We start from the raw sequence: 16,798 nt of genomic DNA, 5'->3' as shown, positions 1-16,798 counted from the left end.
CATGAATATTGCCAATCTTTCTATTAGAAACAGCGTTATTAGCTGGATGTTCATTGTGATCCTAGCCATCGGCGGCATCACCTCCTTTTCAAATCTTGGGCGATTAGAAGACCCTGCGTTCACTCTTAAGGATGCCATGGTTATTGCGACCTATCCGGGTGCAACTGCCCTAGAAGTCGAAGAAGAGCTCACCTATCCACTTGAGAAAGCGATTCGTCAGTTACCTTACATAGACAAAATCACCTCGACCACCTCTGAGGGCAAGACCCAGATAATGGTTAGCATGGGGATGGAGTATGGACCGGATGAATTACCCCAAATCTGGGATGAGATGCGCCGAAAGATCAATGACCTAGCCCCTAGCCTGCCACAAGGCGTGCAAGGTATTAGTATCATGGATGACTTTGGTGACGTATATGGTATGTCGCTGCTATTGACTGGTGATGTGTATACCTATCCAGAGCTCAAGCGATTTGCTGATTTCCTATCCAGGGAACTCGAATTGGTTGATGGTGTGGGTAAGGTAATGATCTCCGGTGACCAACAAGAGCAAATTTTTGTTGAAATGTCGACCGAGCGTCTCGCTAGCTTGAACCTTGATTATTCGACCGTCATTGGGCTTCTTAGTCAGCAAAATACGGTTCAATCAGCTGGCAAGGTTATGATTTCCGGACAGTCTCTCCCTCTTCGTCCAACAGGCAACCTTTCTAGCATTGAACAGCTTGAAGACCTTGTGATTCATGGACGTGATACCGGTAAGCTGATCCGTTTAAAAGACATCGCTGACATTTCTAAGGGCATTGTCGAAAAACCTCAAAACATCATGCTTTACAACGGCGAACCTGCTCTCAACATTGGTATTTCCTTTGCATCCGGCGTGAACGTTGTAGAGATTGGCCAGCACATTAAGGATCGCTTAGCGGAGTTAGATAAAGATACCCCTGCGGGTATGGAGATTAACTTCTTTTATGACCAATCTGCCGAGGTTGCCAACTCAGTTGACGGCTTTATTGTCAGCCTTGCTCAAGCTGTCGGCATCGTTATTGTCGTATTGTTGTTCGCCATGGGTCTACGTAGTGGCCTGATCATCGGCGCAGTATTGCTGCTAACCGTATTTGGTACCTTCATATTGATGGATTACAACAATATTGAACTGCACAGGATCTCTCTTGGTGCATTGATTATTGCCCTAGGTATGTTGGTCGATAATGCGATCGTGGTTGTAGAGGGTATTTTAATTGGTATCAGGCGAGGACTATCCAAATCTGAAGCCGCCATCGCCATCGTTAAACAAACTCAGTGGCCCCTACTTGGTGCAACCATCATCGCAATTGCCGCGTTTGCACCTATTGGATTGTCTCAGGATGCTACTGGCGAGTTCATGGGGTCGTTGTTCTGGGTACTTTGTTATTCACTCTTTTTAAGTTGGGTGACAGCACTGACTATCACTCCTTTCTTGGCAGAAAAGTTCTTCAAGGAAGAGACTAACGAAGTCGGTGATGACGAACTTTATAAGGGTGCGATCTTTAGCTTCTTTAGATGGAGCCTAAAACTAGCGCTTCGTTTTAGATGGGCCACTATCGTCGCGTTAGTTGCTCTGCTGGTTTCAGCAATCGTCAGTTTTGGATACGTGAAACAGCAGTTTTTCCCTGTATCGAACACGCCTATATTTTATGCGAATGTTTGGATGCCAGAAGGGACGGATATTCGAGAAACGACGCACTTAACCAAAGAAATTGAGAGTTACGTACGCACCTTAGACAATGTTGAATACGTTACAACAACGATAGGACAAGGACTTCAACGCTACGCCCTAACCTATCAACCAGAAAAGTCTTACGAGTCTTATGCGCAAATCGCAGTCAGGGCGGATAACCTTGATAACATGTTTGAACTGATTGGTGTGTTAGACACTGAGTTGCCAAAGCGCTTCCCTGTTGCTGATTACCGATTGCAAGTCGTCGAGTTTGGACCTGCTCCAGCATCAAAGATCGAGGCAAGGGTTGTGGGGCCAGATACACAAACGCTCAAGCACATTGCTGCCGATATTGAACACATTATTGCTCAAGATCCTGGCGCGAGAAACGTACGTAACAACTGGCGTGAACAAACCAAGACCATAGTTCCTGAATTCAATGAATCTAAGGCTCGTCGCTTTGGTATATCAAAAGAAGACCTGTCCAATATGCTCAATATGGCATTTGGTGGTAGCACTATTGGAATTTTACGTGATGGCACCAAGCAACTGCCTATCGTGACCCGCTTGCCGGAATATGAAAGGCTGGATATAGAAACCATCAATCTACTTAAGATTTGGAGTCCAGTATTACAGACTTATGTTCCAATTGAGCAAGTGATTGACGGCCTAGATGTAAGCTGGGAACAGTCTCTTATCATGAGACGTGATAGAAAGCGTGAAATCAGTGTGTTGGCAGATCACGATATTCTGAGTGAAGAGACGCCAGCGGTATTGTTCTCTCGCCTGAGACCTCTAGTTGAAGCCTACGAGTTGCCTGATGGCTATTCCCTTGATTGGGGCGGAGAGTACGAATCCTCCGGCGATGCTCAAGAACAACTTGGTGCGGCAATGCCTATGGGTTATCTAATGATGTTTATCATCACCATGCTACTGTTTAACTCGTTTAGAAAGCCCCTTGTGATTTGGTTAACTGTGCCACTGTCCATTGTTGGAGTTAGCTATGGATTATTAGCCACTAACCTTCCATTTAGCTTTACTGCTTTGCTGGGCTTGCTAAGCCTCAGTGGCATGATATTGAAAAATGGCATTGTTCTAATGGACCAAATCAACATCGATTTGGCTAGTGGTAAAGAACCTTATATCGCGGTGCTTGATAGTGCTACCAGTCGTGTGAAGCCAGTTAGTATGGCTGCATTAACAACGATATTAGGCTTAATACCTCTAGTTGCGGACCCATTCTTCGGCTCTATGGCGGTCACCATAATGGCGGGTCTTGGATTTTCAACCGTGCTAACGCTCGTTGTTGTGCCTTTGCTATTTGCGACCTTCTATAAGATCAAACCAGCTCAATAGAACGCCGAACCTAGCACTATAAAAAAGCCCGAAAGATTAAGTTGATTCAACTGTCTTTCGGGCTTTTATTATTTAGGAGCTTTGCTTTCCCTATTGGATATCATTAATCCCAATCAGGAGCAAAGCTTGGGCTAGCTAGTCGATGACCTCGGTCTAGCTTAGCAATTCGCTCCATATCAGATTCTGACAGCGTCACTTTCTCAGATTCAAGGTTGCTTTCAATATTGGCTTTCTTTGTAGACGATGGAATGGTGACAAACTCATTTTGACGCATCCACGCCAGTACCACTTGTGCTGGGGTTGCATCATGATCCTTTGCAATGGCCTGTATGGTTTCGTCTTTTAGTACATCACCATAGGCAAAAGGCATATAACCGGTAACGATCACGCCATTCGCCTGACAGAAATCAACTACCTTGTGATTTTGCAAATACGGGTGCACTTCAACTTGGTTGGTAAAAATCTCGCCGTCACCAAGAATGTCTATCGCCTTTTCTAATTGGGCGTTAGTAAAATTGGATACCCCTATATGACGAACCAAACCTGCATCTTTAACCGCTTTAAGCTCAGGGAGGTACTCCTCCATTTCGACTTCGTCATCTTTTAGAGGCCAGTGAATCAAAAGAAGATCGATATAATCTGTTTTCAGTTTCTCCAGGCTTTCAGTAATGCTTGGTGCAAAGGTACTTTTTGAGTACTTATCCATCCAAATCTTAGTGGTCAGGAATATCTCTTCTCGAGGGACTGGTGAATCGAAAATGGCTTGTCCTACTTCCTCTTCATTACCATAAATCTGAGCGGTGTCGATATGACGGTACCCTGCCTCTAACGACGTCTTCACCGAGTCATAGCCTGCACCATCTTTGAGTCTGTAGGTGCCTGCACCAAGTAAAGGAATAGATTTCATGCTGTCTCCTAATGTTGATCGTTAAACTAGAGTTGCTTCTCTCCATTAAAACTAAAAAAGGTCACTCCGTCAGGCGCAACCTCTCATATTTTTCTTCGTTTTAGTGACTAATAGCCGCCAGCTTACTTATAAGCCCCACTCGCATAGTGAAGTTCATAACTGTGACTGTAAATTTCCAAGATATTACCAAACGGGTCTTCCATATAGATCATACGAAATGGCTTCTCGCCAGGGTAATAATAACGCGGTGCCTTCATACGTTTCTTGCCACCAGCAGCAACGATTTTCTCTGCTAGGCCCTCTACATCTGGGTCTTGAACACAGAAATGGAATACACCTGTCTTCCAGTACTCGAAGTTATCTTCAGGATTTTCTTGATTCTTGAATTGGAATAATTCCACACCAATTCTGTCACCCGTTGATAAATGAGCAATCCTAAATGAAGCCCAACCGGCACCAAATACATCAGTACACATTTCACCGATTGCTGAATCATCTTCCACTATTTCTGTGGGCTCCATAATCAAATACCAACCCAACACCTCAGTATAAAATTTAACTGCTGCTTCAAGATCGGGGACGGATATACCGATATGACTAAATGAACGTGGATAGGTATGGTTTGTATTCGGAGGAGTAATCATGTATTGGCTTCCTTTTGATAAGTCGATTAACTGTAGACGTACATGACCCGATTTCCGAATTATCAATCTCAATTAAACGGGTTATTTACTCATTCCTAGTGCCCGACCCAATCAATGTCTTTAGTCTAAAAAGGGATCCACATCTCGCGCTCTCAATTGCACAAGGTTATACTGTCTAGGACATACTTATACATCAAAGGCATGCAATGACTTCTGCTACTACTCCAAGTGTTCCAAAAGACCCATCAGAGCGTTTTAATTTATTCTTTAAAACTGCGGTAAACGACAAGAAAATCTGGCTATTAATTGATGAGCACGGCAGTGTCATGCTAAACACTGAAGAAGAAGAATGTGTTCCAGTTTGGCCTTCAGAAGAGCATGCTTTGCTTTGGGCTACCGGAGAGTGGGAAGGGTTTACTGCTGAACCTATCTCAATCGCAAAATGGAAAAGCCGCTGGACGCATGGCTTAGAGGAAGATGAACTTTCTCTCGTTGTCTTCCCAGATCAAGACGGTGAGGGCATTGTTCTTTACCCTGACGAGTTTGAAATGGAACTGGTTAAACGCGAGTCCAAAGCTCAACGATAAACAAAGCCCCTCCTCTTTTAGGCCCTTCGAAAGATGGGCCTTTTTTATGCAAAAAACTAAATCTCGTTCACATATCCCAGCCACCTTTGTGCATATGCTCACAATTTCCATGACATTGAATTGACATAAAATAGTACAAATAACATCCTGAGTTATTACTTTTTGTTACAGATATTCTCATGGAAATGAATAAATCAATTTTAGCATTGATACTTGCTACAGCACTGACTGGCTGTGGAGGCGGTGACAGTTCTTCTAACCCACAATCTCCGTCAACCGATCCTGACGTGCCTACTGAGCCAGGCGACCCAATTGCGCCATATAGTATTACTAAATATCAAGATATTCTCTCAAATTCAGACTTACAGCAGTCAGATCCTTATGGTAGCGCGTCCAATAAAGAAACTGTTGTGCGAGACGGGGACTTTTATGGGTACTATGACGATTACTTCTATGCTCAAGAAAATACACAGTATCTTGTGTTTAAGATGTCGAATTACTCGATGCGCAATGAAGTTCGAGAAAGAGACAACTTCGATATTAATGTTGAAGATGAGAAACGCACTTTACTTGCAGAGGTGAAACTGCCGGGCATCGAAGATGCTATGGGCGACTCTTCTTCAAGTCGAGACCAAGTCACGTTTTTACAAATTCACAATAAAGGTACATCCAGTGATGGCACGGGATACATCCCTCACCCTCTTTTGCGCGTCGTCTACGAGCTTGAACGTGACGGTAAATACGGTCATTACTGGGCTGTTGTAAAAAATAATGCTGTCGATTGTAAGGGAGAAGGCTCAGACCCAGATTCGGCAGAATGCCAAAATGCCTACGATCGATACGACCTTGGCGAAGCAGACACAGAGTCATTCACTAAATTTGAGTTAATCGTCCAAGAAAATAACCTAGCTATTGAAGTGAATGACATTATCAAAGCTGATCTGAATATCTCTTACTGGGAACACCTACTGAGCTACTTTAAAGCGGGGGTGTACAATCAATTTGAAAATGGTGAATCAGAAGCTCACTTCCGAGCTCTCAAAGTTTTAATAGGCGATTCAAACACTGCTTACGATTGGGATATCGACAGCTGGAAGCTGACTATTCCTGCGAGCAAAGATGATTATTATTTTGAAGGTGGTGATAGTGCCGCTGAGGTTACACCTGAGCGCTGCGACTACTACCCTGAAAAAGATATTCTAGCTAATGATGAGATCGTAGAAGACAAGTCTACTGGTCTCGATTATTTCAGTGTTAAAAATGGACGCATGCACTTTAAAGCAGATATGGGATACGGCACCACAACAGCCAACTCAAGCTACATTCGCTCTGAGTTGAGAGAGTTATTTGTCAGCACCAATAATCCAGACTGTAGCACCAGTGATGAAGACACCAGTTGGTATCTAAACGATACGAGAACTGGCGATTCTACTCATACATTAAATGCAACACTGAAAGTCGAACAGCATCCCAACATCAGCCAGCCTAAAGTTGTATTGGGCCAGATACATGGCTGGAAGATAAATCAAGCCTTAGTTAAATTGCTTTGGGAAGGTGATAGCAGACCTGTAAGAGTCATTCTAAACGATGATTACGAAATAGATAACCAAGACTGTAATCACTGTGAACCATTCAGTGTTGAGCTTGGAACCTACGCGGCAGGTGAAGAATGGAGTTACACCATTCGCGCCAATGAAGAAGGCATTTATCTTGCCACTTTTGATACCGACGGTAGCAATCGTATCGACCACTTAATACCTTGGGGTCAAAACTACATAGACAAAGATGGTGACACGGTGGTTTTATCATCTGATTGGACATCTTCAGCTATTGCTTTTTACTTCAAGGCCGGTATCTATCCGCAATTCAAACCTGAATACCCTGGTCAAATATTCGACGTTAGCTTCAGTTCTTTGAACATAGATCACTATTAGAGCATTCGAATTAGACCTTGATCGCATTTACATACATTCACTTACATTTGTATTATTAAATTATGTATCCTTATTTTGTAAATGCGTTGAGCAATCAGGTTCGAAAAGGCATCAGGCGATGTAGAAGCACGGATAGCTAAGCTTTCTTCATCAAAAAATAATTCAAATCTCTTTTTATACTACAAATTACATTGTTGATTTTTACAACATTAGGTGAATGGTTACATGAAACATATATATCTAAAAAGCTTACTAGCTACTTCAGTATTACTTGCTGTTGGCTGTACTTCTACTCCTTCGGCTCCTGAATTTCCAAACAACAAAGAAACTGGCGCAGCTCTTCTAACGCCAGTTGCTATCACAGCAAGCAGCCACGATGGTAACGGTCCTGATCGTTTATTTGACCAAGACCTGACTACACGTTGGTCTTCAGCTGGTGACGGTGAGTGGGCAACGCTGGACTACGGTTCAGTACAAGAGTTTGATGCTGTACAAATTGCATTCAGCAAAGGTAACGAGCGTCAAAGCAACTTTGATATCCAATTCAGTGAAGACGGTGAAAACTGGACAACGGTACTTGAAAACCAAATGAGTTCAGGCCTAGCAATCGGTCTTGAGCGTTTCCAATTTGCTCCTGCTGTAAAAGCACAATACGTAAGATACGTTGGACACGGCAACACTAAGAATGGTTGGAACAGTGTTACTGAACTAGCAGCTGTAAACTGTGGTATCAACGCTTGTCCATCAAACCAAATCATTACTTCTGCAGTAGTTGCTGCTGAAGCGGCAATGATTGCTGATATGAAAGCAGCAGAGAAAGCAGCTAAAGAAGCTCGCAAAGACCTACGCTCTGGTAACTTCGGTGAAGCAGCGGTATACCCTTGTGAAACTACGGTTAAATGTGACACTCGTAGCGCTCTACCAGCAGTAACTGGCCTACCGGCTGTACCTGTAGCAGGCAACGCGCCAAGCGAAAACTTCGACATGACACATTGGTACCTATCTCAACCGTTTGACCATGACAAAAACGGCAAGCCAGATGACGTTTCAGAGTGGAACCTTGCAAACGGTTACCAACACCCAGAAATTTTCTACACTGCTGATGACGGCGGCCTAGTATTCAAGTCTTACGTTAAAGGTGTTCGTACTTCTAAAAACACCAAGTACGCTCGTACTGAACTACGTGAAATGATGCGTCGTGGCGACCAGTCAATTAAAACCAAAGGTGTTAACAAGAACAACTGGGTATTCTCAAGCGCACCTAAAGCAGACCTAGAAGCAGCTGCTGGTATTGACGGTGTTCTAGAAGCAACATTGAAGATTGACCACGCAACCACCACTGGTGCAGCAAACGAAGTAGGTCGCTTCATCATTGGTCAGATTCACGACCAAAACGATGAGCCAATTCGTTTGTACTACCGTAAATTGCCAAACCAAGCAACAGGTGCTGTTTACTTCGCACACGAAAGCCAAGACGCAACTAAAGAAGATTTCTATCCTCTAGTTGGCGACTTGACTGCTGAAGTTGGTGAAGATGGTATCGCTCTTGGTGAGAAATTCAGCTACCGCATTGAAGTTAAAGGCAACACTATGACTGTTAGCCTTATGCGTGAAGGTCATGACGACGTAGTTCAAGTTGTTGACATGAGCGATAGTGGCTATGACGTTGGTGGCAAGTACATGTACTTCAAAGCAGGTGTTTACAACCAAAACATCTCTGGCGACCTAGACGATTACTCACAAGCAACGTTCTACCAGCTAGACGTATCTCACGATACTTACCAAGCTAAATAAGACTTTTATCTGAGTCCAAACACAGAACCCCACTTTTAAGTGGGGTTCTTTTTTATATGAGCTTTATAAATTTAGGGGACACACACCCTAATTCAGTAGTTATCAGACATAGATCTATAACTACATTCGATATTGCTGAGTTAGCTTCAGATTTATTTCTCTCACCCAAAAGTACTAAATTTTGGGGACACACACCCTAATTCAGCAGTTATTAGGCATAGATCTATAACTACATTCGATATTGCTGAGTTAGCTTCAGATTCATTTCCCTCACCCAAAAGTACCACCTGAAGCATGGTTTTATTGCTTTTTCCCCTTTATCAATGACTCTTTGCACTGAAATGCACTATTCCTACTAAGCCATCTCAATATTGATAGGGTACCTAATGACAACAGCAAGAAAACAACTTGTTGCGGTAGAAGCAACCCCTTATTACCATTGCGTTTCTCGCTGTGTGCGCCAAAGTTTCCGATGCGGGACAGAAAAGAAGACAAACATCAGTTATGAGCATCGTAGAGATTGGATTGAACAAAAGTTAAAAGACTTAGCACTAGCCTACTGCATCGATATTTGTGCCTATGCCATCATGAGCAATCACTATCACCTGATTTTACATATTAATATGAACAAGGCTGTAAAACTTCCGCTTCAAGAAGTTGTTAGGCGCTGGGGATTAAATCATTCCCTTCCAGAGCTGATTAAACGTTGGAAAAACAATGAATTGACCTCCGCAGCAGAGGAAATGAGATGTATTGAACTGATTGAATCTTGGCGAAATCGTCTATGGAATCTGAGTTGGTTTATGAAAGAGCTTAATTACGATATCGCGTGTCGAGCGAACCAAGAAGACAATTGCAAAGGGCATTTTTGGGAAAGCCGATTCAAAAGCCAAGCTCTTCTGGATGAAAAAGCTCTTATTGCCGCAATGGCCTACGTCGACTTAAATCCTATTCGCTCAGGCATTGCTGATACTCCAGAACAATCAGAACATACCTCCGTCAGGGCTCGCCTACATGCCTTTAAGCAAAACATTATTACGCCATCTCACCTCTGCCCTTTAATAGGCAACTCAAACAAAAAGAGTTCTGAGTATCTTCCAATAAAGTTACTCGATTATTTATGCCTTATAGACTGGACCGCTCGACAGTTTAGGAAAGATAAGGCATCAATGGACGATTCACTACCACCGATACTAGAACGCCTGAATTTCACTCAACAAAGATGGTTCAGGGTCTGTACTATGCTAGAAAGCTCAACAGCTACTGCGATAGGCAGGCCGGTCAGTACCCAAACAATCAAACATCACCTTGGAAAAACAAAGATACATATCTACTCACTTGACTAATTATCTGTACTTTCCATGAAATCCCCAAAAAATGCCAGATGCAGCCACTCAAGAACACATCAACAATAACTCGTTACATTATTAAATGTGTCCGACAGTTCCACTCCCCACCAATCTTTAAGTTATTGTGTTAATTAGACTGTCCTAAAATTAATTTGGGCCTTTAGTACACTCTGGATATTTCTCTCGCGGTTTGGTGTGTGTCCCCATAAAAGGGGGAATCATAAATCTGACATTATCCTGTTTAATAAAAAGGCGAGCATCAAGGCTTATCAGTCCAAACTCAACCACATTGCTTTATTGAAGGTAGGTACAGATTTAGGCAGTCGCTTATTAGGCACACTAAAGATCTTGGCATTGTCCCATTTTGATAATGGGAAAGCAGATTGAGTGACAGGATGGGTTTTCAGGAGCGCTTCAAGCTCACCATTTATAACCATTTGTTCCATACCGTACTGAATTTTTGCGGCTAGTTCGTAGTTATTATGACTGGTATAAAACATCAGTGGCACTTGATAATGAATCAAGATTGAATCAAATTTAGCCAGCGGTTTATCCGGGTTGTTTTCATTATAATACTCAAGCTCTCCATAACCCTCGGTAATCGCTCTAGGGAAATAATCGCACTCACCGCTATGCAATTTCTCGAACATTTGCTCAAATTTCGTAACCCGAAGCACTCTATAACCGCTGTCCTCCAATATGTCCGCATCTGGCCATGCCGTCCCCTGACATGCTATCAGGTTCTTTAACTCTTCTTCCTTGGTGATGCTTTCAAAAATCCCCAGCTTACTAGGAGCAATAATCATCATCCGATATCCCAGTAAACCCATGAAGATAGGAACTTTAACAGACAGAAAGGATGACTCTCTCTCATCAGTTGGCGCTGAGGCTACAATGTCTAACACTCCACCAATTCCCAACAACTGTAAGACCCTATCTTGACTCAACATAATTGGCATAAATTCGATCTTGCTTGGACCAAAATGTGGCTCAGCTAGTTTTGTCGATTTTGAAACAAGCTGTACCAAATAATCATGAGACACGTCTGCTTCTGATTGCTTTGGCGTCATTTTTATAATCTGGATTTCCTCGTTCGCCACACTAGGATATGTGATCGACAATCCGGACAAAACAAAAATGAGATGTAGCAGACTAAGTCTAGGCATTTTTTCTACTCGATGTAGTTTAAAGGTGCTATAACATATTGGTAACCTTTTGTATTCAAGTCAATATCTTATATCGTTACTAGGGTCTGTTGATCTTTTGAGTTTATTTTTGTAGCGATTTGTTGGGTATTTAAACAAGGCAGTCACTTTTAGGTGTGGTGGTTCCACATGAAAAGGGACTAACGCCGTAGAAATGCCCAACAAACGCTACCCGAAGGGCTCGACTAGAAACCATTTACTCGTCGTTGAGCGTCTTTTGCTTAGATGACTAGGCGGCAAGCCCCTCGCCTTGATTAAATGGTTTCTAGTCGAGCAAAATTTAATCGCAAAAGGTCAACAGACCCTAGTCATCAAGAACTGGACAACGTCGCCCTAAAAACAGAGAAAGGATTCTAAGAACTAATGATAGGAAAATTCGCTCTGTTTCTTTATCGAAAGGTTACCCTTATTGCATCAATATTGCTTGCCGGCATTTTCTTTACGCCGCTACTTGCTAACGAAAACGCCACCATCAATCCTATGACTGAGATCAGCTTGGGTATTTTGCTCATAATCATGCTGCTTTTAGTCCTTTCAATTTTTGACCACATTTTCAGAAAAAAAAATGAGCAATTCTTCGGTCAAAGAAAAAGCAAGCTGTTCTTTAGTGTGCTGGTGTTGGGTGTTTGTGCCAGTATGGCTCTGGGTATTTTTGTCGTTATAAAAAACGAAAAAGCCAACACCCTAAACTCCTATAACGGTAGATTAGATCTTGCTCAAAACGGCATCGAGATCATCCTTGAAGAATGGATAGGTGAAAAATCCACAAACATAAAGCTTCTTCTCGATGAAAATTTTATCATTCTGGCTCAACTACTTGACGATATCTCTACCCTTGATTTCCCTGAAGATGAGAAGGCTGAGATCATCCTTAATTCTCCTATTCAGAAGCGCATAAGACGGCACGTCAGCAGTCGCATTAGTCTAACCTCTACTACCGGGTTTACTCTCATTGGCCACAATAATCTCATTCTGGCGTCTACAAACGATGATTATGTTGGCCGTTCTAGCTCATTAGAAACCGCCTCTTCAAGCTATCTGAAGCGTGCTTGGCAGGGAGAGATCGTTCTTGTTCCCCCACTACACAGTCAGTTAAGCTCGCAAACCGCATCAGATGACAACCCTTCCATGTTTTTGCTTTACCCAGTGAAAGATGAAAATGAGGAGATTTTTGCGATTTTCTCCCTCACTATTGACCCAGGGAAAGGCTTTACTCGAAACTTTCGAGCCGCAAAAATAGGTCAAACCGGTCGGGTATTTGGAGTCGATGATAAAGGCTTTATTATCACCAATAGTCGCTCACAATCTCCTTCTCAACAAACGGATGAGATCCTTTCAAATTCGGTTACAACGGAATTACTGGAAACGATAGAAAACCTTAAATCAGATCCAAATAATAATGACCAAAACATCGAAAAACTGACCACTGCCCAGAATCAAGAGATGCTGACGTCTATTCGGTGGTTTCCAAAATACGGCTTTACTATCGTTGCGGAAATCACACTGAAAGAAGTGTATAGCGTCTATCAGACGACAAGCTTTGTATTAATCGCCTTTTTGCTTATCTCTATAAGCCTAATTGTTTCCGTCTCCTTCTTTCTTTTGAAAGTAGGTACGCGTTCTTATCAAATCATGACGCAATCCAATGCAGAGCTTGAGGAGCAAATCGGACGTCGCACCAAAGAGCTGAACAATAAGCAACAAGAGCTTCTCAACATTTTAGAATCCTCACCAATTGCCGTTGCGATAATTCAAGACAGCCATCCAGCATACACTAACCCAAGGGCGCTCGAACTGTTCAAAATATCCAGAAAAGACATCAACGATTATGACGTATCTAAGATCTACAGCTCACCAAATGATAGAGCAAAGGTCTATGAAGAACTGGTTGCTCACGGTGCCGTTGTAGACAAAGAAATGGAGCTGTTAAAACAAAATGGCGAACGCTTTAACGGTCGGGTTAGCTACTATCGAACTCACTTCAATGATAAAGAAGCCGTTTTGTTCTGGGCTTATGATGTCAGTGACATGATTGAGCTAACCACTATGTTGGAGAAATCTAGGATAAAAGAAAAGCAAGCTAACCAATCCAAGAGTCAATTCCTGGCCAATATGAGCCACGAGATCCGAACGCCAATGAATGCAATCATAGGGATGACTCACCTGGCAATTACAAAAAACCAAGAGCCAACCGTTGCCCGGTATCTGAATAAGGTAGAGCAGTCGTCCTCTACCCTGCTCAATCTGATTAACGATATTCTAGATCTCTCTAAGATTGAAGCGGGTAAGCTTGAACTGGACAAACAACCCTTCTCATTAAGAGAGTTAATGAGAAGGCTGGCCGATATCTGCTCCATTAAAGCAGTAGAAAAATCTATCCAGCTGTATTTCGAGATAGATATTAGAGTAGAGAGACAACTAATCTCGGATGATACTCGCTTATTTCAAGTGTTACTCAACCTTGCTGGCAACGCCATCAAGTTTACTCAAACAGGTTCTGTCGTAGTAAAGGTTTTACTGTTGAATGATCTCGATAATCATCAGCAGATCAGGTTTAGTATCGTTGACTCAGGAATTGGTATCAGCGAGGAACAGCAATCGAGACTGTTTCAATCGTTCCACCAAGCTGATGCATCAACAACCCGTAATTTTGGCGGAACCGGGCTTGGCTTATCTATATCTAAGCAACTCGTCGAAAAAATGGGCGGCTCCTTGCAGTTAGAAAGCGAGTTAGATGTGGGCAGTACTTTCTACTTTGACCTCACTATAGAAGTAGACCCAACATTAAAGGGAAATTGGCAGGAGTCAATCAAACAACACTCTAACTATCATCTCTGGATACAAAGCGAAAACCCATTATCAAATCAACTCATTCAATCGGCATTTGATGGGCTAAACACGACAGTCACCTTCTTTGAGTCAATCCACGAAATAGAAGCTAACCTCAATAGAGCAGAACGTAATACGCTACTAACCGTGGATAAGGCCTGTGCTGAAAATATCAGCGATCTTAAGGTGTTTGCTAATAAGTTAAGCCTTAATGTCGTAGTTTCAACGGATCAAGACACTCGAGTCGAAGATTTCCTTAACGCGGGTTGGCGTTGCGTATCTAATCCATCACTACCCGATGAGATCTATGATGCAGTGTTTGAAATATCAACGTCTGAAGCTCTCAATTCGAGCAATATAGAATCTAAAACTATCTTCCCTAACGCTCGGGTATTGTTGGTCGAAGACAATGAAATAAACCAAGAGTTAGCGATAGGCATTCTAGAGCCGTTCGAGATCGCGATTGATATTGCTAATAATGGGCAACAAGGCATCGACAAAATAGAACATAATCACTATGACTTAGTCTTAATGGACATACAAATGCCGATCATGGATGGCTATGAAGCCACCAAGTTACTCAGAGAATCCGGTTATCCATCACCGATAGTCGCCATGACAGCCAATGTCATGGATGAAGATATCAAGCGCGCTAGATTAGCAGGGTTTGATGACCATATTGGTAAGCCTATAAACTTAGATAAGTTGCGGTCTGTATTAAGTAAATACCTAACTGGGGAAACTATTAATAACCTGGACTCCACACAAACCACTTCACCTTCTATACCCTCAGAGTTATTCGATGCCAACTTTGGGCTAGGCACGGTCAATGGCAATCAGAAACTCTACGCCACCGTTTTGAACAAGTTTATTGATTCCTGCACTGACCAGATAACTTCAATAGAACAAGCACTAGAGGCAAATGAATTGCCTAAGGTTGAAATAACCGCACACACATTGAAAGGACTCGCAGCGACTCTGGGCATGTCCCGTCCAGCCAGTACGGCAGCGGACATAGAAGCTCATTTGCAATTAGACCCACATAATAGGGACTACCTTGAGCAAAAGGTAGCCTCATTAAAAGAGCAGTTAATGGAAAGCCTAACCCTGGCGAAGGCGTTTCTCAATAACACTCAACCGGCAGAAAGCAAAATCACACCTTCTCTGGAGCCCATCGATATTGATAGTCAATTGATCCGCTTACTCAAGGCAATAGAAGCCTACGAGTTTGAGGCCCAAGAAATCATGGAATCATTACTTTCTGCACCACTAGATACAGCAATGCATCAGCAACTAAGATCAATCAAGCAAGCCATGTCGAACTTTGATTATGAGGGTGCGGCTAAGTTGCTAAAAGAACTAATTAAGGAATGAAAAAGATTATGGCGGAAGACAAACAAACAATCTTAATCGTGGACGATACCCCAGCAAACATTGATGTTTTGGCCGGCACTTTTCAGGACAACTATCGAATTAAGGTTGCCAACAGCGGCAAACTGGCTATAAAGATAGCCCAAATGGTTCCAGCCCCCGACATCATTTTATTAGACATTATGATGCCCGAAATGGACGGCTATGAGGTGTGTCATATTCTAAAAAGCCAACCGAATACGGCCCACATTCCTATCATTTTTGTCACCGCTAAGATCACTGCAGAAGAAGAAATCAAAGGCTTTGAGCTTGGAGCTGTTGATTACATTACCAAGCCAATCACACCACTAGTGGCGAAGCAGAGAGTCAAAACTCACCTGTCCCTTGCCAACCAAAACCGCGAGCTTTATTTAAAGGTTAAAGAACAAACCCAGGAAATAAACAAGACTAAACTCGAAGTTATTCACCGCCTTGGCAGAGCTGCAGAGTATAAAGACAATGAAACTGGCTTGCACGTTCAGCGCATGGCGCACTACTGCCATCTATTAGCTATCGCCGCAGGAATGAGTGAAACCGATGCAGACCTACTTCGTGACGCGGCACCTATGCACGATATAGGTAAAATAGGCATACCCGATGGCATTTTGCTCAAAGACGACAAATTAACGCAGGAAGAATGGGAAGTAATGAAGACCCACGTCACGATTGGTGGCGACATTTTATTTGGTCCAGATAACTCTTCCGTGTTAAAGCTTGCCCACACAGTAGCCATGACACATCATGAAAAATTTAATGGCAAGGGTTACCCCGCAGGTACGAAAGGAGAAGATATTCCCCTCGTAGGAAGGATATCTGCGATTGCCGACGTTTTTGACGCTCTTACCTCTCCACGCCCCTATAAAAAAGCTTGGGATGTTGAGGATGCCTTTGCGTTACTCAATGATGAGAAGGGAGAACACTTTGATCCCAAACTCGTCGACCTATTCCTCGAGCGCAGACAAGAAATACTCGCAATTAAAGAACGCCTTTCAGATCTATAGGCTCACTGACTATTGTTTTAGTCGTAAAAAAACAGCAGACCCCTTTCGAGATCTGCTGTTAAAGATGCTGTCTAAGCAGTAAAACT

General features: G+C 42.8%; 10 protein-coding genes. 7 read left to right on the top strand and 3 right to left on the bottom strand.

What is annotated here, in order from left to right; genetic code table 11:
- The first annotated feature begins 1 nt into the window (after position 1).
- Complete coding sequence (locus D5I41_RS06515) at positions 2–3,052, top strand: efflux RND transporter permease subunit (protein ID WP_119009081.1); 3,051 nt, start codon at positions 2–4, stop codon at positions 3,050–3,052.
- Between the two features lie 103 nt (positions 3,053–3,155).
- Here the strand turns inward: D5I41_RS06515 and dkgB are convergent, their stop codons facing one another.
- Positions 3,156–3,959 (bottom strand): 2,5-didehydrogluconate reductase DkgB, encoded by an 804-nt coding sequence (gene dkgB / locus D5I41_RS06510; RefSeq protein WP_119009080.1) that lies wholly within the window; start codon positions 3,957–3,959, stop codon positions 3,156–3,158.
- 122 nt (positions 3,960–4,081) lie between these two features.
- The gene (locus D5I41_RS06505) at positions 4,082–4,603 is read right to left on the bottom strand and encodes a lactoylglutathione lyase family protein (protein ID WP_119009079.1); all 522 of its coding nucleotides are present in this window, start codon (positions 4,601–4,603) and stop codon (positions 4,082–4,084) included.
- Between the two features lie 206 nt (positions 4,604–4,809).
- On the opposite strand from D5I41_RS06505, the gene D5I41_RS06500 reads away from it, so the two are divergent.
- The 4 genes from D5I41_RS06500 (at position 4,810) to D5I41_RS06485 (ending at position 10,264) form a co-directional block, all read left to right on the top strand.
- The gene (locus D5I41_RS06500) at positions 4,810–5,190 is read left to right on the top strand and encodes a DUF2750 domain-containing protein (protein ID WP_119009078.1); all 381 of its coding nucleotides are present in this window, start codon (positions 4,810–4,812) and stop codon (positions 5,188–5,190) included.
- Between the two features lie 185 nt (positions 5,191–5,375).
- Positions 5,376–7,124 (top strand): polysaccharide lyase family 7 protein, encoded by a 1,749-nt coding sequence (locus tag D5I41_RS06495; protein WP_186811112.1) that lies wholly within the window; start codon positions 5,376–5,378, stop codon positions 7,122–7,124.
- A 225-nt stretch (positions 7,125–7,349) separates the two neighbouring features.
- Positions 7,350–8,918 carry a polysaccharide lyase family 7 protein gene (locus D5I41_RS06490; protein WP_119009076.1) on the top strand — a complete coding sequence of 523 codons (1,569 nt, stop codon included), beginning with the start codon at positions 7,350–7,352 and terminating at the stop codon, positions 8,916–8,918.
- Between the two features lie 386 nt (positions 8,919–9,304).
- Positions 9,305–10,264 (top strand): transposase, encoded by a 960-nt coding sequence (locus tag D5I41_RS06485; protein ID WP_235868871.1) that lies wholly within the window; start codon positions 9,305–9,307, stop codon positions 10,262–10,264.
- Positions 10,265–10,536: 272 nt separating this feature from the next.
- On the opposite strand, the gene D5I41_RS06480 is transcribed toward D5I41_RS06485, so the two are convergent.
- Positions 10,537–11,337, bottom strand: a complete 801-nt coding sequence (locus D5I41_RS06480) for a substrate-binding periplasmic protein (protein ID WP_147094848.1) — start codon at positions 11,335–11,337, stop codon at positions 10,537–10,539.
- A 498-nt stretch (positions 11,338–11,835) separates the two neighbouring features.
- Here D5I41_RS06480 and D5I41_RS06470 point away from each other — a divergent pair, with 498 nt between their 5' ends.
- Together D5I41_RS06470 and D5I41_RS06465 are read left to right on the top strand one after the other, a co-directional pair.
- Complete coding sequence (locus tag D5I41_RS06470) at positions 11,836–15,675, top strand: PAS domain-containing hybrid sensor histidine kinase/response regulator (RefSeq protein WP_119009074.1); 3,840 nt, start codon at positions 11,836–11,838, stop codon at positions 15,673–15,675.
- Entirely contained in the window at positions 15,672–16,712 is a 1,041-nt protein-coding gene (locus D5I41_RS06465; protein ID WP_235868870.1) for an HD-GYP domain-containing protein, read from the top strand. The genes D5I41_RS06470 and D5I41_RS06465 overlap by 4 nt, the downstream gene beginning before the upstream one ends.
- Positions 16,713–16,798: the final 86 nt, after the last annotated feature.

This window comes from Vibrio superstes (genome assembly GCF_003569005.1).
GTDB lineage: Bacteria > Pseudomonadota > Gammaproteobacteria > Enterobacterales > Vibrionaceae > Vibrio > Vibrio superstes.
The sequence above is the reverse complement of the archived record's forward strand: the minus strand, read 5'-3'. Positions and strand labels throughout refer to the sequence as shown.